We start from the raw sequence: 22,428 nt of genomic DNA on the forward strand, positions 1-22,428 counted from the left end.
TTCAACCGCTATACATCAAATAAGCTTTTTCAAATCTAAACTCAACACACGATCTACCCAAACTTTCTCAATATCCCGATATGGCTGCGCAGCCGATTCAAATATTGTATACAACTGATTACCCGCAGCAGTGATTTGTTCTGCGTGAGCAGGTAACTCAACCATTCTATCTACGTCGTGATCTAAAAATTCTTCTTTCTCTTTTTCATAATTAAAGATTAACAATTTAGAATTTTCAAAAGCCCCATATGATTGTGTTACTAAAAATTTGTCTTCATAAAATGTAATTCCTTGCAGTTCTCTAACAATAGTACCGCTCACTTCAGATTCGTCAGTATCAATTGTCGTATGAATTTTTTGCTCATTACTCAAATCTCCAGATAAATTTCCTTTTTCGTCAATTGGATATGTTTCCAAAACGCCTTCTTTTAGATCGTCAAAATAACCAATATAAATATTTTCATTTGCATAGGTAATAACGGAAGCTCTTTTTAATTGAGGCAACTCTACTCGCTGCGTATATTCAATTGGTTGAATGTTTGTGTTTAAATCATATTTTTCAAGTGAAGCCATTGGAAATGCAACGATTTCTGCTTTCTGATCATAGCGTGCACAGACCCAAATATTTTCTGCAATTGGATCATAGGTAATTCCGCCAACATGAGGATATCCCTGTAAAATAATCGTCTTAATATATTCATGCGTTTCTTTGTTAATCACGTAAACGACTGAATTATGTTCATGATCATGACAATAAGATGAAATCAATAAATAATCGCCTGCTACTGTCACCCCTTGTGGAGTCATTTCAGCACAATTAACTAAAGTATCTGATTGATCTGTTTCCAATGTTTCTGTACTGAGTAATCCAGGAATAGTGTACATTCCAAGTTCGTTATTTTGTTGTTGCGCTTCCACAGCAGAAGTGTAGAGTTTTGGGAATTCATAGATAGCATTTGCTTGGTCTTGAGTTGTTTGGTAAACAGCTGGATTTGTATTCGTTCGAATTTTTACCTCTTCCATACTGCTACTTGTCGTCAACTTAGAAGCACCATTCATCTCACTACATCCCATAAGTAAAAATGTACTTATTCCTAGCAAACATACCAGCTTTTTATAAACCATTTCAAACCTCCATTGAACCTATTCTTTTTTCCTAAATCACATTTATTTCAATTTAATAATATCATTTTTATTTAATTTTAGACCAAAAAGGAACTTTTATGTAGAGAAACATACATTTAATTTATAGCACATTATTCCTTTACCTTATATCAATAATACATGATTCAGCTGAATTAAGCTAAAAAACAAAAAATTATTTTATATCACTAGCTTCCCCCTTAAAATTGATAATTGAGCCTCTACATAAATATAAAAACAGTTATTTTATTCTTTTTTATATTTTTTTCGAATGTTTTATTTTTACTAAAATTTAAATTTCTGAGATACTATAGTTAATAAAACCAAAGGAGTGAATTGCTATGACAGAAGAAAAAAAGCTTGAGCCTTACAGACACACTGACGGAAAGGGTTGGATCGATCACGGGCCTAGAAATCTTAGTCGTGATAAAGAAAATCCGGATATTTTAGTTCCACCAGCTACCGATCATGGGACAATGGCAAACTTAAGATTTAGTTATTCTGATTCACATCAACGGTTAGAAGAAGGCGGTTGGACAAGAGAAATTACCAATCGTGATTTCCCTATTTCACAAGATGTTGCCGGTGTAGATATGAGCTTAGAACCTGGTGCCTATCGTGAAATGCATTGGCATAAAGAAGCTGAGTGGGGTCTGATGTTATATGGAAATGCCCGCGTAACTGGTATTGATGAGTACGGCCGTTCATTTATTGATGATATTAAAGCTGGTGATTTATGGAACTTTGAAGCAGGTGTTCCTCATTCAATTCAAGCATTAGATGAAGGCTGTGAATTTTTATTAGTCTTCAGTGAAGCTGATTTTTCTGAAAATAATACTTTCCTATTATCTGATTGGCTAGCACATACACCACCTGAAGTTGTTGCGGCAAACTTTAAGAAATCAGTAGAGGAAATTGATAGCTTCCCTGCTGAGGAAAAATACATTTTTAAAGCAAATATTCCTGGATCAATTGAAGAAGTTGAACGTCCAAATGTTAATGGTGACGTACCTTCACCATTTACCTTCCATATGGATACACTAAAACCGATTGAATCTGAAGCTGGTCGTGTTCGAATCGTCGATCAAAATCTCTTTCCTGTAGCTAAAACGATCTCAGCTGCCTTTGTAGAAGTGGAACCTGGCGGGATGCGTGAACTTCACTGGCATCCAAAAGCCGCTGAATGGCAATACTATATCCAAGGAAAAGCTCGGATGACGGTGTTTAATTCAGCTGGTGTTTCTAGAACCTTTGATTTCCAAGCAGGTGATGTGGGTGTTGTACCAATCGTAGCAGGTCACTATGTTCAAAATATTAGTGATGAGCCGTTAATTTTTGTGGAAGTCTTTAAACATGGCGAATATTCTGATATTTCGTTAAACAAATGGTTAGGTTCTTCCCCATCTCAAATGGTAGCAGATCATTTAAATGTGACGAAACAATTTGCAGAATCTTTACCAAATCCAGAGAAACCACAACCCGTTGTTTGGTTTAAAAAACCTGATACTGCTGAATAATTATTATTGATTATAGAATAAACGTGGATGAGGCAGAAGCACTAAACTTTGAGAAATAAGAAGAAATTCACAAAAATTGCCAAGAATCATCTATTCGCAACCTTCTTGATGATTCTTGGCACTTACTCGATATTCTTCACGATTCAAGACAATCTAATCGAAACGAAGTTTAGCTGCTGCTTCTGATCTCATTGTTTATTCTAGGAAACTGTTAAAGGAGATGAGCGAAATGGATTATTTTAAACACTCGAAATATCCCTTAATGGAAGCACCTTTTATAGCTTTTTTACTAGCTATTGCTGCTGGATCGATGGACGGTTATACCTTCTTTGCAGCTAAAGCTTTTAGTACAGTACAATCTGGGAATATTATTTTATTAGGCCAGACTTTAGCAACGAATAATATAGCAAAATTTACAACAGTCGCTTTAACCATTCTATGTTTTGGGCTAGGTTCAATTGCAACGGGAATCATTCAATTGAAGTTTGGTAAAGAACACAAGTCTTGGACATTTGCGATTTTAAGTGTAGAGGCTCTTATCTTATTCGCAGTTGGTTTTTCTTCAATCAACGCAGCGTTTGGTGCGGCTTATGTTTGTATGATTATTTCTTTTATCGCAGGTATGCAGGGCAACGCTTTTCATAAAATTGATGGTATGCTATACGGAAATGTTGCGGTAACTTTAGTTGTTCAGTTAGCATTTAACTATATCATCCAAGCCATATTTGGCAAAAAAGGCGCTGCGAAAGATAGCGTAATTTATTTTATCGTATTGCTTGGTTTTGCCATTGGCGGACTAATGGGCACATTCTTAACCATCCATATTGCTGAAAAATCATTATGGGTAACAGGTGGATTAATTTTATTAATTGGCATCATTGCCAAAGTTCAGAAAAAAGAAGACTCAATAGAAGCAATTGATCCAGTCTAATTCAATTATCAAAAAAATAAGAGCCAAAACAAAAGATTATTTTCGTTTTGGCTCTTATTTTTTATTTTCCTACTGCAAATTTTTCTCCTACAACTGCATCAAATGGTAATTCTAAAATTCCTTTTTTTGCTGGAGCATCGGGCAAACGTAGCTCACTCGCAGAACAGATCATTCCAAAACTTTCAACTCCGCGTAAAACACCAGGCCAAATCAATAAACCATCCGGCATCATTGCACCAGGTTTTGCGACTACAACTTTTTGTCCTGCTTTAATATTTGGTGCTCCACAAACAATTTGAAGAATTTCTCCGTTATCTACTTCTGTTTGAGTGATAGATAAATGATCTGAATCAGGATGTTTTTTACAAGACTTAACAAAGCCTACAACAATTTTAGGCACGGTATCCACAGCTAACGATTCAGCAAAACCTGCTTTTTTAAGTTCTTGATTTAATTTTTCGATTTGTTCACCAGTCAACTCAACTTGGCCAACACCTGTGATTTCTCCTAAAATGGTTGATGCGTCAAAAATATTCCAAGCGACAACTTCACCGCTGTCTGCAACAGTTACTCTTGCCACATCTCCTTTACGTTCCACACGATTTTCTTGACCTTTATCGTCCCCTACAATTACTAGTAAAACATCACCGACATGTTCTTTATTATAAGCAAAAATCAATTTTCTTCCTCCTAAAACTATGTTCTATCAGTTTATTCATGATTACTTTGTTTCATCTCAAAAAAAACAGGTGAAACAATCCGGTTAAGACTTGCTTCACCTATCTCATATCTAATCATTATTTATTTTTCTACGTTATCCGGATGTACAACTAACACATCACACGGAGCATGACGAATGATATAGCTGCTGACACTACCGACCATCAGACGTTCTACCGCATTTAAACCCGATTGACCTACCATGATTAAATCTACATCATATTTTTCAGGCAAATCTTTACACATAACTTCTTTAGCAGTCCCATAAGTCAAAACAGTTTCCACTTGGGTAAAACCTAGACTTTCAGCATGTTTTTTGCAATCCGCCAATAATTCTTTAGCATTTTCCGTTTCCTGATCTAGTAAATTATCATTTAAAGAAGAATAACCCATCATTTCATAGACTCTATTTTCAATAACGTGAGCCACAATTACACGACCATTATTTCTTTTGGCTACCGCAATGGCTTTTTCATAAGCTAAATTCCCTTGATCGCTACCATCTACACCAACTAATACATTTTTATAGGTTTGGTTTAACATAGCACTCATCTCCTGATTGATTTAATCTGACACTTGAACCGGTTACCGTATTAGATGCCCAAAATTAACGAACACTTTTCAAAAATGCAGTGATTTCTTCTTTGGTTTTGCGATCTTTATTAACTAAACGACCTAGTTCTTTGCCATGATCTGTTACGACAAAACTAGGAATACCAAAGATTGTCCATTGTGAAGCTAAATCTATGAACTTATCACGATCAACTTCAATAAATTTAAACTCTGGAAATTCCGCTTCAATTTCAGGCATGACAGGTTTGATAAAACGGCAATCACCGCACCAGTCAGCAGTGAAGAAGAACACACTTTTTTCCCCTTCAACATAACCAGCTAATTCTTCATAAGACGTTGGAATAATCATCTGATAGCACCTACTTTCCGTAAATGATAGTATTTACTGTTGTTTGGTCTAATCCTCTTAAAACTTGGATCAACATTTCGCGAGCTGCTTCAAAGTCTTTGATGTTAAACATTGTTTGATGTGTATGGATATAGCGTCCGCAAACGCCGATAACTGTACTTGGCACACCGTTATTAGTTGTATGAGCAGCGCCTGCATCCGTTCCGCCTTTCGAAACAAAATATTGATATGGAATATTATGTGTCGCCGCAATATCTAATAAATATTCACGCACACGCGGTAACGTAATCATCCCTGGATCATAAATTCGTAATAATGTTCCTTCGCCAAGATGACCAAATGTGCCTTTTTTCGTGTTAATGTCATCTGCTGCTGAACAGTCTACAGCAAAGAATAGATCTGGTTTAAATTTATGCACAGAAGGTTTTGACCCGCGTAGCCCAACTTCTTCTTGAACGTTCGCTCCAGCAATTAATGTATGACCTAATTTTTCATTTTGCAAAGCTTCCAGCGCTTCTAAAACTAATGTACAGCCGTAGCGGTTATCCCATGATTTACTGATGATATTTTTACCATTCGCTGTTTTAATCGTCTCAGCTTGAGGTACAATCGAATCTCCTGGACGTACGCCAAAACTTTCTGCTTCTTCTTTTGATTCAAAACCAGCATCAAATAACACATCTGTAACTTCTAATTGTTTTTGACCGCTCGTTCCACGTAATAAATGAGGCGGAACAGACGATGAAATACATGGATAATTACCTTTGCTAGTCTTTAATGTAAAACGCTGCGAAGAAACTACATACGGATTCCAGCCACCTAAAGGAACAACTTGGAATAACCCATTGTCCTTGATTTGAGTCAGCATAAATCCAACTTCATCCATATGAGCGGCAACCATTACACGAGGTGCCTCTTGAGCAGCTCTTTTCAACCCAAAGATACCGCCTAATCCATCATATTGAATTTCATCGACTAAAGGCTCCATATTTTTTTTCATATAGGCGCGAATATCATCTTCAAATCCGCTAGTTCCTTGTAGTTCAGTAAGTTCTTTAATACGTTGAAATGTTTTTTCTTCCATCGTTATATTATCTGCCAACAGTCCTGTCTAGTAAAAATACGAAATTCAATCATTTGATTCAGGATGCTCTCTTCTACTTAAAATAACACTTTTTTTAAATAAAAATGGCAGATACTCCTTTCATCTGATATCTTCTTTATTATAACGCAAATTTTTTTAAATGCCCACGTTTTTTGTTTTTCGATATTTTCGGACAATGTGTTAGAATAGAGGCAAGGCTGACGTAGTTTAGCAAACATTTGAAAGTATACGGAGGTTATTCCCCATGAATGAAGAAAACGAATTAAGCTATTTTAAAGGCGGTTTAGCAATAGGTGTGAGTTTAGGTATTTTAAGTGGTGTTGCATCAACGCTTTGGTATCAAAAAAAGCGCACACTTGATGCCGATTTAGTTTTAGAAAATGTCAAAGAAGCATTTTTAAAGGAAGGCCCTATCGAAGGCTCGTGGATTGAATTTGAGAAGAAACCATTAAGAAAGTTTGCGATTCATTCCAAAACATATCAAGGCGGTATTTCTCGTTTAGAAGACGGGATTATGGCACAATATGAATTTGTAGCAGATGCGATCACAGGCACCGTGATTGATGTTAAACGAATCAAAGATTAATAGTTGGAGACAAAAACACATCTGTTTTTGTCTCTTTTGTTTTTCTACACTCTCAATTTTTTCTGTCCATAACGTCTAAACTGTTGATTTTTTCTAGATTCTGACCGACGCTTTCCATCGAACTTTTCTGCAAAGTTTGTTTTTAAAACATAGCTAATGGTACACCAATAAAGAAAAACAATGTAATTTGCGGAACAAAAAAAGCGGTAATCATAAGTAAACAAATCGAAAAATAATAGACTAAATCACGTCGAACATACAATTTTTTTAATTCCCCAATTCTACCATCATTTTGCTCAATCAATGAACTGCCCGTCAAAAATAAACTGCTGAACATCCCATTAATAATCATTAACAACAAGCCAAACGCCAAGGCTGGAATTTTTTTATCTGCTGCTTCCATGGACCACTTCGTAAAAACAGGTATCAATACTAACGAAAACAGAAAACAACTATTTTTAAAAACAACTCTCTCGTTAATTTTTTCTATTTTCTCAAATAAATTACGATGATCGCTCCAATAACTAGCAACAATAAAAAAGCTAATGGCAAAGGTAAATAGGCTACCTACAAATTGATGATAATTACCGTTATGCGGGATTGGTATTTCCAAAGCTGCAATCGTAATCACTATGGCAATTACTGCATCACTAAATAATTCTATTCTTGTTTTAGCATTTGCTAAATTCATTTCTGCTTCTCTCCTTTAACTAAAAACAAATTCATCTGTTTGGTTAAGCTGTCGTTGCTTCTTACAAAAATCGTAAATTAAAAATAAACAAGCCAACATAAAAAACATCTCCTTTTCTTGTTTTATCACCATTTTCGTTCAGGTACCTTAAGAAAAACAATTATAAAGGTACCTGTTTTAATTGTCAATAAAAATATGAAGGTGCCTTAAAAAAGACCTAAGAAAATTTTTCTTAGGTCTTTCAAGTATTTACTACTGTCTATTTTATGCAAAATAGTTAATTCTTTTCACTTTGAAATCTAGCTTCCACACGATAAATCGGCTGACCTTTGGCGGAGAATTTTTCCTCATACTCTGTCATAATATTTCCTTCATAGTCACTGACATGGAGGTCCAGCCAAACTTGCTCTAAAATCATTCCATATTTTGAAAAGCTGCTTAATGAGTATTCGAATAGTCCACGATTATCGGTTTTAAAATGAATTTCTCCATTGGGTTTTAGAATAATTTCATCTGTTGCTAAAAATGTTTTAAAGGTTAAACGGCGCTTTTCATGGCGCGTTTTTGGCCAAGGATCAGAAAAGTTCAAATAAATTTGATCTACTTCGTTTTCTGCAAAATATTCTGTTAGTGCTTCACCATTCACATGTAATAATTGCAGATTAGGTAAATCTTCTTCCAATGCTTTTTCTAATGCAATAGATAAAACACTTAACTGCATATCAATACCAATATAATTAATTTCAGGATTAGCTTTAGCCATTCCTACAACAAATTGACCTTTACCTGATCCAATTTCAATATGAATCGGATGATCGTTTCCAAAACGTTCTGACCAACGCCCGCGCCATTTTTCCGGTGCATCAACAACTAACTCAGGATGTTTTTCTAGCAGTTCTTTTGCTCCTGGTCTTTTTCTCATTCGCATGTTCTGTTATTTCCTTTCACTTAAAACAAATTTTAAGAGGGTAGACAAAACATTCTTTGTTTTGCACTGCCCTCTATTTTTTTAATTGTGTTGAACTACTTAATAACCAAAAGCTTGCTTTAGCCTTAAAATTTCAGCATTCATTTCTCTTTTTTCGCCCGTTTGATAATGTCGGACAATTTCTTGCAGGAAATTATACAATGCATACCATTTAATTCTGGTCAACGCTTCATCACTAGGTCGCATACCATATGACAGTAACCACTTGTTCCAACTATTTCGCGGAACATAATGACCTAATAACATCCCTAAATCTAACGCTGGATCTGCTACCATTACTGAATCCCAGTCGACTAAATATAAATAATTATTAGACACAAGCCAATTGCGATGATTTACATCTCCATGGACAACCATATAATTAAGAATAGAGTAGTTAGGAATATTCTCTCTTAAGTACTGATACACTCTGGAAAGATACGTATTATTTTGAAGTTCACTTGGTAGCCTTGCTTCATAGGCATCCAGCATCATAGCAGGCGTTTGAATTTGACCGCCAATTTTTTCCAGCATTTTTTTTAGCATATGTGAATGATGAAGATGATACAATACATCCACAACATCATTTCTTTCACCAATTTCTTCTGCTCTAAGTACTTGACCATCAAGCCATTCTTGAGCAGTTAAGATGTCCCCTGTTACCGTCCGTTTAGTCCAAACCAACTTAGGGGCAATTCCTTCTTTAGATAAAGCTGCTAAAAGTGGAGAAGTATTTCTTTTAATAAATACTCTTTCAGTCGCACGTATACCCATGTAAGTCTGGCCAGTTGCGCCTTTTATTGGCTGCAAGCGCCATTCCTTATCCAACTGAAATACCATGGAAATTATCTCCTATCTTATCTAAATAAAAGCCTACCCAGCTTATACAAACATGACTAGAAAACAAGAAAAGATCTTTTGTACGCTATTGGTCACAAATAGATTCTACTTTTCTATAATGTCAGGTCTGCTAAACTAGAGAATTGCAACATTTACAGTACCTATCATTTTAGCTTCCATAGCGCTTCACGTCAAGCATCTCTCTTGTTCTTTTAGTATCTATTCCGGATTAGATTTCCCACAGTCAGCTACAACACTTGTGATATAGGCATCTAGTAGCTGTTTCGTAATTTTACCTGGTGTCCCGTCGCCTACTATAAAATCATTGATTTTCACGACCGGAACAATTTCAGTTAGCGAACCTGAAACAAAACATTCGTCTGCTGTAAACAATTCACCCTCAGAAACGGCTTCCTCTTTTACAGGTATTCCCAGTTCTTTTGCCAAAGTTAAAATCTTCATTTTAGTAATCCCCGGTAAGATCAGATTCCCATCTGGATGTGTATAAACAGTGCCATCTTTGACTACCCAAAAATTTGCAGCTGAGGCTTCTGTTACTTTATTATCACGCACGAGCACAGCATCATCAAAGCCTTGACGACGAGCGTCATCTAGCGCTAAAACATTTCCTAATAGACTTAATGACTTTATATCACAATGCAGCCAACGTGTATCTGGTACTACAGCTACAGTAATGCCTTCTTCCATCTTCTTTACAGGCCGTTCATAAGGAATAATATTTGCAGTTAAAACACCTTTAACTTTTGCTGGATCAGGTAACGCATGATTTCTCGGTGCATCAATTCCACGGGTAACTTGAAAATATAATTTTCCTTCTTTAATACCTTCTAGCTCAACCAAGCGTTTTAAGTTAGCAGTCAATGCTTCTCTCGTAAATGGTAACTGCATTCTAATTTTTTCAGCACCACTCCATAAACGCTCTAGATGTTCTTCCATCATATAAAGATGTCCATTATATACGCGAACAACTTCATACAAACCATCTCCGTACTGATAACCTCGATCTTCAATATCAATTTTTATTTCTTCACGTTCAACAATTTGATCATTCCATAAAATATGCATCATTAAGCCTCCATTTTTTTCAAACGATAAGGGACATAAAATTTAGCAAATAAAACTACTTCAATTAGTAACGCCCCGATGATTATTAGACTCTCTTTCACATCAGGCAAAGCAATCAACACAAAAATACTAAATAAAACAGCTGCTACAAATAATAAAATTGTGACTAATTTGCTGACCGCTTGCTTCTTTTGACTATTTGGTACAGGATATAGCCGTGTCATTACCATATAATCAAATTGTGTATAAATCGGAATCAACTGAAAGCCAATTAAATAGACAAACAGCACCGAAACACCCATAGAAATCCAAAATTCTTTAAGGAAAAATAAAATCACTCCGCCAACCAACACTAGTCGAATAAACAGACCACTATATTCAGAACCTCGTAAGAAACTACGCGCATAAAGATAAAGATAAGTATTTTGGCTAGTTTTCTTAATTTTAACCAAGACAGGATCAAGAACCTTCCGACGTTTCACACTGCTAGAAATCTCTGGAACGTCTGTAAACAAATGAATAAACTGATAAATCCGATGCATCCGGCTTTTTTCTTTTTGAATCATTTTTTCCCAATCTAGAGAAACAGCTTGCTCTTTCTTCTGTAGTACCAAATAAAAGCCTACAACTTGTACGAAAGCGCCTGCCAAACCAGCAACTGGAATGGTATATAGACTTAACGCTATGATTCCCAGACTTGATAATAGCCATAGAGTAAACCAAAGCGAATACTCTTTTGAAGAAATTTGATATAAATCATATTTTTGTACAAATAAGTGACTAATTTTCATCAGACCTAACATCACAATAAAATAGAAAAATGTTGAAAATTCCCAGCCTGTTGAAACAACCACCAAGGGCATCGACATGCCACCTATCAAAACTAATGCTACTAAAGGCAGCCAAATTGAATAACGTAGTGCACGATTCAAATAGGCTTTCATTTCCGGCTCTTTGGGTAAAATAAACACTTTATCTGCTTCTTCAGCCAAGGTAGCCAAACGACCAATCTGTAAAATCACTAACCAAAGAATTATCACGAGCGGTCGACCCCAGACAAAATTTTCCGGTAAGGTTTTTAATACTTGAGAATAGTAAAATCCTAGCCCACCTAACAAGAAAACACAGACTAAAATAAAGTGATCGTTAAATACATAACGCATATATTTCATCATTTTTTTCAGATGGCGTGCTAAACGAATGCCAAAAAATCCAGACATACTACCCCACCTTTTCTTCTTTAGTTAATGCAATGTAGATATCATCTAATGAAGAATCGGGTAAATTAAATTCTTTCCGTAATTCTTCCATAGAACCAACTGCTCTGACTTCACCTTCATGCAGCACGACAAAACGGTCACAATATCTTTCGGCAGTAGCTAAAATATGTGTAGACATCAAAATTGCTGCACCTTGATTACGCATTTCATCCATTAATTCTAATAACGCATGAATTGCTAAAGGATCTAAACCTAAAAATGGTTCATCAATAATATACAAACTTGGCTCAATCAAAAAGGCACACAACACCATCACTTTTTGTTTCATCCCTTTTGAAAAATTAGCAGGGAACCAGTCTAATTTATTTTCCAGACGAAATGTTTTTAAAAGAACTTCTGCTCTTTTAAAGGCTTCTTCAATCGGAATATCATATGCCATTGCAGTAATTTCAATATGCTCTCTTAAGGTTAACTCCTCATATAATGATGGTGTTTCAGGAATATAACCAATTTTTTTACGGTAACTTTCCGGTTGCTGCTTTAACATTTCATTATCAATCGTGATTTTTCCTTTTTGCGGGGTTAATAAGCCAATGATATTTTTGATTGTCGTACTTTTGCCTGCACCATTTAATCCAATCAGTCCCACCATTTCACCAGACTTCACTTCAAAATTAATATCTTTTAAAACAGGAATATGACCATAGCCGCCTGTTAAGTGCTCAATTACTAAACTCATTTTACTTCCTCCAACTTTTTTAATCGTGGGTCTATTATACCACGAACTTTTTGAAGGTTTCATGAACTTTTTCTCGCAATTAAAATTCAAGATGTGTTAAAGTAAAGGAAACAGTGTAAAGAAAGAAGGGACATCATGACAGATTGTATTTTTTGCAAAATTATCGATCAGGAAATTCCTAGTTATAAAGTGTATGAAGACGATAAAGTTTACGCATTTTTAGACATTACCCAAGTTACTAAAGGACATACTTTACTGGTTCCTAAAGAACATGTGACAGACATTTTTGAATATGATCCAGCTTTAGCCGGAGAAGTTTTCGCTCGTGTTCCTAAAGTTGCTCGTGCCTTAGAAAAAGCTTTTCCAGAAATGCAAGGACTAAATATTATCAATAACAATAAAGAACTAGCGTATCAATCCGTTTTCCACTCTCACGTTCATTTAATTCCTCGTTATGGTAAAACAGATGATTTCTCTATTCATTTTGGAAATAACCAAGAAGCTTATTCAGTAGAAGAAATGCAAGAAATTGCCGAAAAAATTGCAAAGCAGGTGGAACAATCATGAGTAAATTTTCTAAAGGTCTTTTATTTGGTTCAGTCGTAGGTGCTGTTGGCGGCTTACTTTTTGCTCCAAGAAGCGGTAGGGATACACGCCAAAAATTTGTTGATGAATTAGAAGATTGGTCTGATTTAAAAGAAGATTTCACTGAAAAACTAGATCAATTTAAAGAATCCGCAGCAGCTCTTCAAGAAGCTGCAGATATGTACATCGAGCCTTTTATTGACGGCATCAACCAAGATATTGAGAATTTTAAATTCCAAGCAGAACCAAGATTGGAACAAATCCAAGAACAAGTCGAAAAAATCCAGTCTGAACTACCAGAAATGCCGGAATATGATGAGCGCTAAAATAACCATCCTTAACCATTTGCTTTGAATTCAAACCGTTAAAAGGTGAAACTTAACTATTATATGTCTCACCTTTTAACTATTTAATATTGGAATAACCAACTTAATTTTCTTATTTAAGTAAAACTAAAGAAATTTTTTATCACCATTTTCCAATTCATTATTAATTTTTTTGCAATTACGAGCGAATATTTCTAAATAAATATTCTTAAACCAAGCCCTTATAGATTAAATTGTGTCCTAATTTTGAAAATTGTTTGAAACTATCAATTCATTATTTCTTTTATGAAGTATAGTGTGGTATAGTAATAACCGTGAGAATTAATTTCTACATAATAAAAAATAAAATAAACTTAGGAGTGCTTAAAGAATGAAGAAAAAACTAATTTTAGCTGCCGCAGGCATATTCAGCGTTTTTGCTTTAGCTGCTTGTTCAGGTGGTTCACAAGACATCGCATCAATGAAAGGCGGAACTATCACTGTTGACGATTTTTTCAACCAAGTAAAAACAAGCCAACAAAGCCAACAAGATGTTCGTAACATGATTATTTATAAAGTGTTTGAACAAAAATTCGGTAAAGATGTATCTGACAAAGATGTTCAAGCTAAATACGATGAAGCGAAACAAAATGCTTCTGACCAAGGTCAAAACTTAGAAGATCAATTAAAACAATACGGTTATACAGAAAAAAGCTATAAAGCAGCTATCAAACAACAATTAGCTGTTGAAGCTGGGATCGAATCACATATTAAAATCACTGACGAAGACTTGAAAACTGCATGGGCAACATTCCATCCAGAAGTTGAAGCTCAACTAATCCAAGTTGCTACTGAAGATGAAGCAAAAGAAATCAAAAAACAATTAGATGATGGCGGCGACTTTGCTAAAATCGCTAAAGAAAAATCAACAGATGCTGCAACTAAAGAAGATGGCGGTAAAATCAAATTTGATTCTCAATCAGAAACTGTTCCTGCACAAGTACAAGAAGCAGCTTTCAAATTGAAAGACGGTCAAGTTTCAGAACCAATCCAAGCAACTGATTCTACTGGTTACCAAACAACTTACTATATTGTAAAAATGGTTAAAAACCAAGACAAAGGTAACGACATGGAACCTTACAAAAAAGAACTTACAGAAATTGCTAAAAACAACAAAAAGAACGATCAAGAATTTGTAAACAAAGTAATCTCTGATGAATTAACTGCAGCAAATGTTAAAATCAAAGATGATGCATTCAAAGATGTATTAGCTGGTTTAATCCAAACTGAAGATTCAGCTAAATCAAGCGATTCTTCTGCAAAAGATGAAAAAGAATCTTCTTCAAAAGAAAAAGATACTAAATCAAGCGACTCATCAGAAACTGAAGATTCATCAAGTAAAACAGAAGAATCTTCTAAATAATAGCTAAAAAGTAGAGGTCATCTGACCTCTACTTTTTTATTTTAACTTCAATTTTAACCTCTAAAAACAACTTTAAATAATTCATATACGATCAGCATCTCTTCTGAAAAAGACAATTGGTGTTCAGCTAACTCTTGTTCAAAAAATGGTTGATGAACACTTCGCCAATAAGCTAATGTCCGATCTCCTTCACCTTCTAAATAAGCATGTACTTCTGATATATTGTTGTAAGGCAAAACATCAACAACTTTTGTACCAATAACGGCTTGCGCTTGGTTATTTCCATCAAGTATCACACTATATTGTCTAACTTTTGGCAACTTTTCCTGCTCTAACTCCAGATCATATAGTAAATGTAATGACGAAGTTCCAGTTTTTTCACCATTTAAGACATACGCTAACAACTCGTCAGCCATTTCAGGTGAATTACCAAAAGCCCAAACATCGTAATTATCGTGTGAAATATCAGCTTTTCTTTTAAACTCATTCCATAACTTTACTGCCGACTGATTCATTTTCACTACTCCTTAAATATCTTTAGGAACATAGAAACTCCGATTATCCATACCAAAAATCCGATCTGTATATTCACCAGGTTCAGTTTGGCGGATAGAACCCAACATCATTTGAATTGATGCATCAATATTATCAATTTGATGTAAAACCTCTGCTTCCATAATTCGCGGACGGACAGGCGAGCCATATTCTAACAAGCCGTGATGGGCTAAAACCATATGACGTAACACAATCACATCTTCATCATTTTCATCAATCTTTAAGGCAATACATGCTTTCGTAATTTCTTCATCCACTAAAACCAGATGACCAATTAAATTTCCTGCCAATGTATATTCTGTTGTCATCGCACCCGATAGTTCTTTAACCTTACCAAGATCGTGTAAAATAATTCCTGAATACAGTAGTGCAGTATTTAACTCGTTATATTCTTTACAAATCGCTTTTCCTAAACGAAGCATAGATACTGTGTGATATGCTAAACCATTTGCAAACGCATGATGATTTCTTTTAGCTGCTGGATAATCAAAAAATTCTTTTTGGTATTGCGTCAAAAGATAACGGACAATCCGCTGCCAGTGAGCATTCGTAATTTCAAAAACTGTCTGATTAATTTCTTCCACCATGTCTTCACGTTTTAAAGGCGCACGCTCCATATATAATGCTGGTTGACTTGGCTCTTCCGGGCGAGCTAAACGCATATGAATGATTTTAACTTGAGGATTTCCTTGGTAAACTTCTCTTTTACCATTTAAAAGAACTACATTTCCTGCTGTAAAACGACTAATTTCTTCTTCTGAAGCATCCCAATATTTCCCGTCAATCGTTCCAGAGGTATCCTGAAAAGTAAAAGCAATGAACTTTTTACCATTTTTCGCCATACGAATATCAGCATTTTTCACTAATAAGAATAATTCAAATGTTTCATCAATACTTAATTCACGGATTTTTTTCATACTTGTACTCCTTCTAATTCTATAATTGGCTGTTTTAGCTCTTTATAATAGCTTACCATTTCTTGGTCAGAAGAAAAACAAATGACTTGTTGTTTTTCAGAAAAAACAGCAAATAGTTGTGCTAGTTGTTTTTTTCTTTGACTATCGTAATGAAGCCAACCATCATCAATCATAATCGGGCATAAGTTACGCTGCGTTTGTAATGAAAGAAATGCAAAACGTACCGCCATAACAACCTGATCTCTAGTTCCTGTCGACAAATCATGCAATAAAAAGCGTTGTTGATCTTTGCGAATAACGACTAGTTGACCGTCTTGTAATTGAATTGAACGATAGGCTTGTTCTGTCAATAATTGAAAATATTCAGCTGCTTTTTGGACTAAATTAGGTAATTGTTTTTCTGATAATTCCGTCAATAAATCCATTAAAATCTGTCCTGCCAGCTGATGGCCTGACCAACTAATTGCAAGTTCATCAATCTCTGCTTTTAATATCGCTTGTGCTTGATAAAGTTCATCCAGCGTTCCATCAGCTAGCATTTGTTTTCGCTGATAACGTAATTTTTGTTCTTTATCCTGTAGGCGAACAATTTCTTCTTCTACTTGTTTGTTAGACTTAAATAATTCTTCTTGTCTTTCTCGTAATTGTTTGGGTTCATCTGCTTCATTATAGATTCCCGCTAGCATTGTTTGTAATTCTTGTTTACGTTTTTGACTTGCGGTCTCTTGTTGATAACTTTGAAGTTTTTCCGGAATCTCATTCACTGAACCTATTTGGAAGCGCAACATTAATGGACGTCCTTGATCGATGACTTGTTGTTGCTTTTCCTTTAGCTCTCGGATGGATTGACGGGTATACGCATCCGCTTGATACTCTTGGGTAAAACGAATTTTTTCCATTCGTTCGGCAAAATCACTAATGACATTTATTCTTTGCCCTAAGCCGCTGCCAGCAATTGGCAATCTGCCTGTAAAACGCTCTGTTCGTTCTGAAAATGCTGATACTCGTTTCTGGTCTTCTGTCAGCTGATGACCAAGTTCTTGATTAGTATTTCGCAAAATTAGATAGCGCGTAATTTCATCACGATGATTCAGCCAAAATTCGACTCGATCCATTTTACCTAGATGATTTTCTTTAACTTTCTGAGCAATAAAACGGGACGTATCATTTTCTGCTGTTTGAATTGCTTTAATTTCACCTTGAATTTTTACTAATTGATCGTTTAGATAGTCTAACTGGGATAATTTTTCTTGCCATTGTCGTTTCTCATTTTCAAATGTATCTTTTGGTTGATAAAAATGAGGGAGTAATCCAAACAACAACAATCCAATACTCAATACAACTACTCCATAGCGAATTGGTGAAGGCATAAAAAAACTTAATATGAAAATAATAACAGCTAAACCACAAATAAATGGTTTTACACCACTCTGTTTTTGACTGTGCTGCTTTTGAAACATCTCTTTGTTAATTGATTCGAAAGTACTTAAATTTTCTTCACGTGTTGCAATTTCTTCTTCTATCAATCGTAAATCGGTCTGCGTTGTTTGTAATTGAACCGTACGCTCTACCATTTCCGCTCTCATATCAGTTACTTCTTGCTCGTTAAACGGCAATTGCGGCGGCTGATCTGCATCCCAAGCCCATCTTTGTTCTAACGACTGTAATTCTTGCTGATTTTGCTCAAAAGATTGCGTCATCCATTTAATTTCAGATAATAGCTTATCTATTTCATAGCGTTGATTTAGAAGTTGCTGGATATGACTTTCTTGTTCTAAATAAAACTGGTAATCATCTGTTTCGTGCTCAGTCTCACTGCCGACTGCTAAACTTTGATTTAGACGAATCAATTCTTCGCTAAGAAAACGATACTGCTGATAAACAGATGATAATTCATCCTGCTCATGCTGATTGAGTACAGTCGTAGTTTGGAATTGTTCAATAGCCTTCAGTTCCTCGTACAACGGCAAGTTCATTACTTGTTTTTCTACTAATGACAGTTGTCTTTTGAACTCTTGAGAAGACTGACGCTTTTCGTTAATTAGTGCTTCTAATTCTATTAATTCAGTTATAAGCTGTTGAAAAGGCTGTTCCTGTAATTCTTTCTCATTAATTTGCTTTTGCAATTTTTGATACTCGTTTAATTTTTGATTCAAAGGTGGTTGGCTGCCTTTACCTTTGTATAAAGTTTGAGCAGTTTTAAAATAATTTTCTCTGCTTAATAATAATTGTTGGCTTCCAGATAAGCCTAAAGACAACAATGATGTTTGTAGCTCTTCTTCGGTTAATTTATCTAATTGACTTAACTGCTCTTGTTGAAACGTAAATACTGATTGAAATAGTTCTTTTGTTAATGGATGTAACATTTGTTCAAGTGTCGCCTCATCGCCAATTTGGTCGTTAAAATAAACTTTAGCTTGCCCTTTATTTTGCGTCTTAAATCGTTCAATCTGAACCTCTCCATAAATCGGATGTGAAAACCACAAGCGACCGCCGTACGCTGCTCCATTTTTCGGCTGATAATCTTTTTTTCTTTTTCCTTTGGCTGGAAAACCAAAAAACATTGCCTGAATAAATTGATAAAGGGTAGATTTACCTGCTTCATTGAAGCCAAATAATAGCTGATTTTTAGGAAGAAACTCGATTTTTCTTTGCTGCCACTTACCAAAACCTACAACTTCTACTGCAATGAGTTTCATGGCTGTCCCTCCTGAATAACAAAATCTTCATTGATTTTTTGATCGGCTTGCTCAATGCTTCGTTGACGCCATTCTTTATCGACTTGGATCACAGAAGAAAACAATGGATTTTGTATAAGTTCCTGCAAGGTATTGGTAAATATTTCCGATTGTAGATAGTTTTTCTCAAGCTGTCTTAATAATTCAGGATCAGCATCTATCAATACTTTTTTATCAAAATCATCCACTGAAATATCAACTTGAAACAAGAACAGTTCGTGATTACTTTTTCTTAATAACATTTCCTGAAGATAATGAAGCAACTCACCGCTTTCATAAGACCGCTTAAATTCCTCACCCAAATGACTCGTTTTCTCAAGATTGATCTCTTTTAAAACGATTTGATTAACAACTTTAACCTCAGCTAAAAGAGCCGTTGCCAAAAAAGTCAATGCATCTTGTAAATTTGTCGCTTCGGCTAATGAATAATCCGCATGCTGCCAAACAATTTCTGCCACAGATTCAAACCGGACTGTTGCATGTCCAGCTTCAACTGAAACTAGCGATACACCTTGAACTGTTCGTTCTTTTTTAGTATGTCCTTGCGGTGTGCCCGGGTAAACAATTAACGGATTCGCACTTACTACTTGCGGCTGATGAATGTGCCCTAAAGCCCAATAATCATAGCCTTTCGCTTTCATTTCACTAAGAGAAAACGGTGCGTAGTTTTGCTGTTCATTCACTGCTGTATCCCCATGATAAATACCAATATGAATATCGACTGTGGTATCTTTTACTGGAAAATCGGATAATTTGTTCTCATTAATCCAAGGATGTTCATAACTAAAGCTTGAGACAGCGACTTTTTCTTGATTTTTGGTCATAAAGTAATGCGTCTCTACTTGTTCACTCTGAAATAAAAAAATATTTTCAGGGAACTCAAACCAATAACGTTCAGCGACATAGTAATCATGGTTACCAAAAGTCATAATTACAGGAATATCCGCTTGTTCCAATCGCTTCATTTCGTCAATAAAATACGCTTGCGTACGAATGGATGTATGACTTTGATGAAAGGTATCTCCAGCAAAAATAACTACATCAACTTGATTTTTTATCGCTATATCAACAATCGCAGACACTGTATTTTGGTTTGCCTGCTGCATTTTTTCATATATCATTTCAGGTATTTTTTTTAAGCCTTCGAAAGACCGATCTAAATGTAAATCTGCTGTATGCAATACTTTCATTAAATCCCCCTCTTTCGTCCTAATTCATTTAGTTTATCATATCATTTTTTCTTGCTTTGGTCAGTAATAATATACGAAAATTTGTTCGCTTTTTATTTTTTTAAGGAAAATAAAAGCAAAGAAATAAAACCAAATGTTCAGAATTCTATTTCTTCACTAAAAAATTATTCACTTGCTATTTTCCCAAGCGCTTGACCAAACTTTACAATTGTCTCCTGCTTGTTTTCTGTATTTCTGGTAAGCTCTGAATCCAGCAGTACTGATCCTGCTTGAAATAATAGCAGTACCGTTGAACCACCAAATTCAAACCAGCCTTTTTTTTCAAACCGCTGACAATTACCCTCATATTTCAGATTCTTAATTTTCCCCACCATTAAAGCGCCCACTTCAATTTGAATTATTTTCCCAAAATTCTTGGTATCAATCACTGTTACTTCTCTAGAATTTCTAGAAAACACAGGCTCATTGTGAATTGCTATCGGCTGAACGGTATGAAAAATCCCGGAGATTTTCTGGTGGCTTAAAATTGTACCTTCGTCAATAAAATAATAGTGATGATAATCGTCAGGTGTTAAACGAAAAATAACAGCACTTCCATTTTGCCATTCTTTGGCAAGTCCTTCACTACCAAGTAACTCAGCCAGTGAATATTCTGATCTTTTTATTTGAAACACAGCCTTTTCATTAATTGGATATACTTTGACTTTACCATCACAAGGTGCAGTTAAAACAGTCGTATCTTCAAGTAATGGTCGTGCTTCAGGTTTGATTTCACGCTTAAAAAAATCATTGAAAGAGCTATATTTAACCAGCTCATATTCTGACATCTCTAGATTATTCTTCTTAATGAAAAAATTAATCCACACTTTTGACAGTGTACTATTTAAATAAACACCTGCCATTTTAGTAATCGGCGGCTGAATCAATCCTTTTAGTAAAAATCGACCAAATTTATTCTTGTATAAAAACCTCAGTGCTTTACTGCTTGTTTCTGATACTTTAATTGTTTTAAACCCTTCTTGCATAACTTACCCCTTTAGAAACATTAGTAAATAATCAAGGCAAAAAGCGCCCCAATAAATGACCCGAAAAATAATTTTCTTGGATCAATCTTTTTGATTTTTACTTTTGAAATAAATAAGAATCCAATAATCAATAACGCGGCTGGATAAACTAATAACATAGAAATATGAAATCGCGTTGCAATAAAAAATAACAGCGGAATTAAAGCAGAACTGCTAGTTACAGGCAACCCCTCATAATATTCACGCCGTCCGTTAGACTGCTCTTTTCTTTCTATCTCCGTCACATTATAATGCGCTAAACGAATCAACGCAGCTAATATGTAAAACACAAATAAGGGTAAATAAAAGCTTTGTGTTAAACCAAAAGCGTAACCTAAAACCGTTGGAAATAATCCAAAACTAATCAAATCAGCTAAAGAATCAATCTGAATCCCGTAATTCATCTCACTTTTTGTTCGTTTCTTAAGATTTGCTACAATACCATCAAACATATCACATATACCAGACAACATTAAACAAAAAACCGCCTCAACAATATGCTGAGTTAGTGCTAGGTACATACCAACAATAGAAAAAACTGCGTTTCCATAAGTTAATATCACCGTGTAATCATAAATACTAATCATACTTTTTGTTCCCCAATTCTTTTTTCATTTAATATTACTATATCATTAAATTACAAGTAGTTGGAGATTTTTTTAGAATTTTTCTCACTTTCATTTTAATAGAAATAGCTTTCAATTTATCAGAAAACATTATTAAAAAACTAGTCTATAGGCTTCCGTAATTTTAACAGGAAACAGTAAAAAAACCTTTAAAGATATATGATCGGAAATAAATCTAACCATTTTTCTCTAAAGGTTTACTAATTTAAAAGATTAATCTGCGTATAAATCGCGAATCGGAGTCATAATGATGCGGTTTAAATCATTTACAATCAAACTAAATGCTTGTTCTTTTTGCATTAATTGATTAATTACTTCTGCTGTTTGAACTTCAGTTGCTAACGCTTGAGCCTTTTCAGCATCTTCGTCAGAAAATTCTTCACCACGCATTTGTTTTTCTTGTAATTGTTGTTGGAAAGCTTGGAATTCTTTGAATAGCTTGTACGCTTCTTCATCTGCTTTTACTTCATCGTAAGCTTGTTCCAAAGCTTTAAATTCTGCAAGATCACGAATTTCACGTTCTACTTGGTTCGCTGTATCATAAATATTGCTCATTCA

Annotated in this window: 24 protein-coding genes; 6 read left to right on the forward strand and 18 right to left on the reverse strand. The window is 35.0% G+C overall.

What is annotated here, in order from left to right; translation table 11 throughout:
- Positions 1-15: 15 nt before the first annotated feature.
- Positions 16-1,125 carry a YncE family protein gene (locus C240_RS03015; RefSeq protein ID WP_271490772.1) on the reverse strand — a complete coding sequence of 370 codons (1,110 nt, stop codon included), beginning with the start codon at positions 1,123-1,125 and terminating at the stop codon, positions 16-18.
- Positions 1,126-1,484: 359 nt separating this feature from the next.
- Between C240_RS03015 and C240_RS03020 the strand changes: the two genes are divergently transcribed.
- A complete protein-coding gene (locus C240_RS03020) occupies positions 1,485-2,660 on the forward strand; it encodes an oxalate decarboxylase family bicupin (protein WP_271490774.1) in 1,176 nt (391 codons plus the stop codon).
- 229 nt (positions 2,661-2,889) lie between these two features.
- Positions 2,890-3,591 (forward strand): YoaK family protein, encoded by a 702-nt coding sequence (locus C240_RS03025; RefSeq protein ID WP_271490776.1) that lies wholly within the window; start codon positions 2,890-2,892, stop codon positions 3,589-3,591.
- Between the two features lie 61 nt (positions 3,592-3,652).
- Here the strand turns inward: C240_RS03025 and ytpR are convergent, their stop codons facing one another.
- From ytpR to pepA, 4 genes are all read right to left on the reverse strand, one after another.
- The gene (gene ytpR, locus C240_RS03030) at positions 3,653-4,270 is read right to left on the reverse strand and encodes a YtpR family tRNA-binding protein (protein ID WP_271490778.1); all 618 of its coding nucleotides are present in this window, start codon (positions 4,268-4,270) and stop codon (positions 3,653-3,655) included.
- Between the two features lie 122 nt (positions 4,271-4,392).
- Positions 4,393-4,854, reverse strand: a complete 462-nt coding sequence (locus C240_RS03035) for a universal stress protein (RefSeq protein WP_271490780.1) — start codon at positions 4,852-4,854, stop codon at positions 4,393-4,395.
- Positions 4,855-4,918: 64 nt separating this feature from the next.
- Positions 4,919-5,233: a thioredoxin family protein gene (locus C240_RS03040; protein WP_271490782.1), complete on the reverse strand. Its 315-nt coding sequence runs from the start codon at positions 5,231-5,233 to the stop codon at positions 4,919-4,921.
- A gap of 10 nt (positions 5,234-5,243) precedes the next feature.
- The gene (pepA, locus tag C240_RS03045) at positions 5,244-6,317 is read right to left on the reverse strand and encodes a glutamyl aminopeptidase (RefSeq protein WP_271490785.1); all 1,074 of its coding nucleotides are present in this window, start codon (positions 6,315-6,317) and stop codon (positions 5,244-5,246) included.
- A 265-nt stretch (positions 6,318-6,582) separates the two neighbouring features.
- Here pepA and C240_RS03050 point away from each other — a divergent pair, with 265 nt between their 5' ends.
- Positions 6,583-6,924, forward strand: coding sequence for a peptidase (locus tag C240_RS03050; protein WP_271490788.1), 342 nt, complete (start codon positions 6,583-6,585; stop codon positions 6,922-6,924).
- Between the two features lie 142 nt (positions 6,925-7,066).
- Here C240_RS03050 and C240_RS03055 read toward each other — a convergent pair whose 3' ends face one another.
- From C240_RS03055 to C240_RS03080, 6 genes are all read right to left on the reverse strand, one after another.
- Entirely contained in the window at positions 7,067-7,615 is a 549-nt protein-coding gene (locus C240_RS03055) for a TMEM175 family protein (protein ID WP_271490791.1), read from the reverse strand.
- Positions 7,616-7,892: 277 nt separating this feature from the next.
- Entirely contained in the window at positions 7,893-8,543 is a 651-nt protein-coding gene (gene trmB, locus C240_RS03060) for a tRNA (guanosine(46)-N7)-methyltransferase TrmB (RefSeq protein ID WP_271490794.1), read from the reverse strand.
- A 99-nt stretch (positions 8,544-8,642) separates the two neighbouring features.
- Positions 8,643-9,422, reverse strand: coding sequence for a phosphotransferase family protein (locus C240_RS03065; RefSeq protein WP_271490796.1), 780 nt, complete (start codon positions 9,420-9,422; stop codon positions 8,643-8,645).
- A 219-nt stretch (positions 9,423-9,641) separates the two neighbouring features.
- A complete protein-coding gene (gene dat, locus C240_RS03070) occupies positions 9,642-10,508 on the reverse strand; it encodes a D-amino-acid transaminase (protein WP_271490799.1) in 867 nt (288 codons plus the stop codon).
- A gap of 2 nt (positions 10,509-10,510) precedes the next feature.
- Entirely contained in the window at positions 10,511-11,728 is a 1,218-nt protein-coding gene (locus tag C240_RS03075; protein ID WP_271490802.1) for an ABC transporter permease, read from the reverse strand.
- A gap of 1 nt (position 11,729) precedes the next feature.
- Positions 11,730-12,467 (reverse strand): ABC transporter ATP-binding protein, encoded by a 738-nt coding sequence (locus C240_RS03080; protein WP_271490805.1) that lies wholly within the window; start codon positions 12,465-12,467, stop codon positions 11,730-11,732.
- A 135-nt stretch (positions 12,468-12,602) separates the two neighbouring features.
- Here C240_RS03080 and C240_RS03085 point away from each other — a divergent pair, with 135 nt between their 5' ends.
- The 3 genes from C240_RS03085 (at position 12,603) to C240_RS03095 (ending at position 14,780) form a co-directional block, all read left to right on the forward strand.
- The gene (locus C240_RS03085) at positions 12,603-13,034 is read left to right on the forward strand and encodes an HIT family protein (RefSeq protein ID WP_271490808.1); all 432 of its coding nucleotides are present in this window, start codon (positions 12,603-12,605) and stop codon (positions 13,032-13,034) included.
- Positions 13,028-13,378 carry a YtxH domain-containing protein gene (locus C240_RS03090; RefSeq protein WP_271491010.1) on the forward strand — a complete coding sequence of 117 codons (351 nt, stop codon included), beginning with the start codon at positions 13,028-13,030 and terminating at the stop codon, positions 13,376-13,378. The genes C240_RS03085 and C240_RS03090 overlap by 7 nt, the downstream gene beginning before the upstream one ends.
- A 370-nt stretch (positions 13,379-13,748) precedes the next feature.
- Positions 13,749-14,780, forward strand: a complete 1,032-nt coding sequence (locus C240_RS03095; protein WP_271490811.1) for a peptidylprolyl isomerase — start codon at positions 13,749-13,751, stop codon at positions 14,778-14,780.
- A gap of 53 nt (positions 14,781-14,833) precedes the next feature.
- Here C240_RS03095 and C240_RS03100 read toward each other — a convergent pair whose 3' ends face one another.
- The 7 genes from C240_RS03100 to C240_RS03130 all read right to left on the reverse strand — a co-directional run bounded on the left by C240_RS03100 (position 14,834) and on the right by C240_RS03130 (position 22,425).
- Complete coding sequence (locus C240_RS03100; RefSeq protein WP_271490814.1) at positions 14,834-15,295, reverse strand: ASCH domain-containing protein; 462 nt, start codon at positions 15,293-15,295, stop codon at positions 14,834-14,836.
- Between the two features lie 12 nt (positions 15,296-15,307).
- The gene (locus C240_RS03105) at positions 15,308-16,252 is read right to left on the reverse strand and encodes a 3'-5' exoribonuclease YhaM family protein (RefSeq protein ID WP_271490819.1); all 945 of its coding nucleotides are present in this window, start codon (positions 16,250-16,252) and stop codon (positions 15,308-15,310) included.
- Positions 16,249-18,951 (reverse strand): ATP-binding protein, encoded by a 2,703-nt coding sequence (locus C240_RS03110; protein ID WP_271490821.1) that lies wholly within the window; start codon positions 18,949-18,951, stop codon positions 16,249-16,251. Before C240_RS03110 ends, C240_RS03105 begins: the two co-directional genes overlap by 4 nt.
- The gene (locus tag C240_RS03115; protein ID WP_271490825.1) at positions 18,948-20,180 is read right to left on the reverse strand and encodes a metallophosphoesterase family protein; all 1,233 of its coding nucleotides are present in this window, start codon (positions 20,178-20,180) and stop codon (positions 18,948-18,950) included. Before C240_RS03115 ends, C240_RS03110 begins: the two co-directional genes overlap by 4 nt.
- A 164-nt stretch (positions 20,181-20,344) precedes the next feature.
- Positions 20,345-21,205 carry an archaetidylserine decarboxylase gene (asd, locus tag C240_RS03120; protein ID WP_271490826.1) on the reverse strand — a complete coding sequence of 287 codons (861 nt, stop codon included), beginning with the start codon at positions 21,203-21,205 and terminating at the stop codon, positions 20,345-20,347.
- A 20-nt stretch (positions 21,206-21,225) separates the two neighbouring features.
- Positions 21,226-21,831: a CDP-alcohol phosphatidyltransferase family protein gene (locus C240_RS03125; protein ID WP_271490827.1), complete on the reverse strand. Its 606-nt coding sequence runs from the start codon at positions 21,829-21,831 to the stop codon at positions 21,226-21,228.
- A gap of 252 nt (positions 21,832-22,083) precedes the next feature.
- Complete coding sequence (locus C240_RS03130; protein ID WP_271490829.1) at positions 22,084-22,425, reverse strand: YlbF family regulator; 342 nt, start codon at positions 22,423-22,425, stop codon at positions 22,084-22,086.
- Between the last annotated feature and the right edge of the window lie 3 nt (positions 22,426-22,428).

Origin of the sequence: Enterococcus sp. 5H (assembly GCF_028128615.1) — a bacterium.
Taxonomy (GTDB): domain Bacteria; phylum Bacillota; class Bacilli; order Lactobacillales; family Enterococcaceae; genus Enterococcus_L.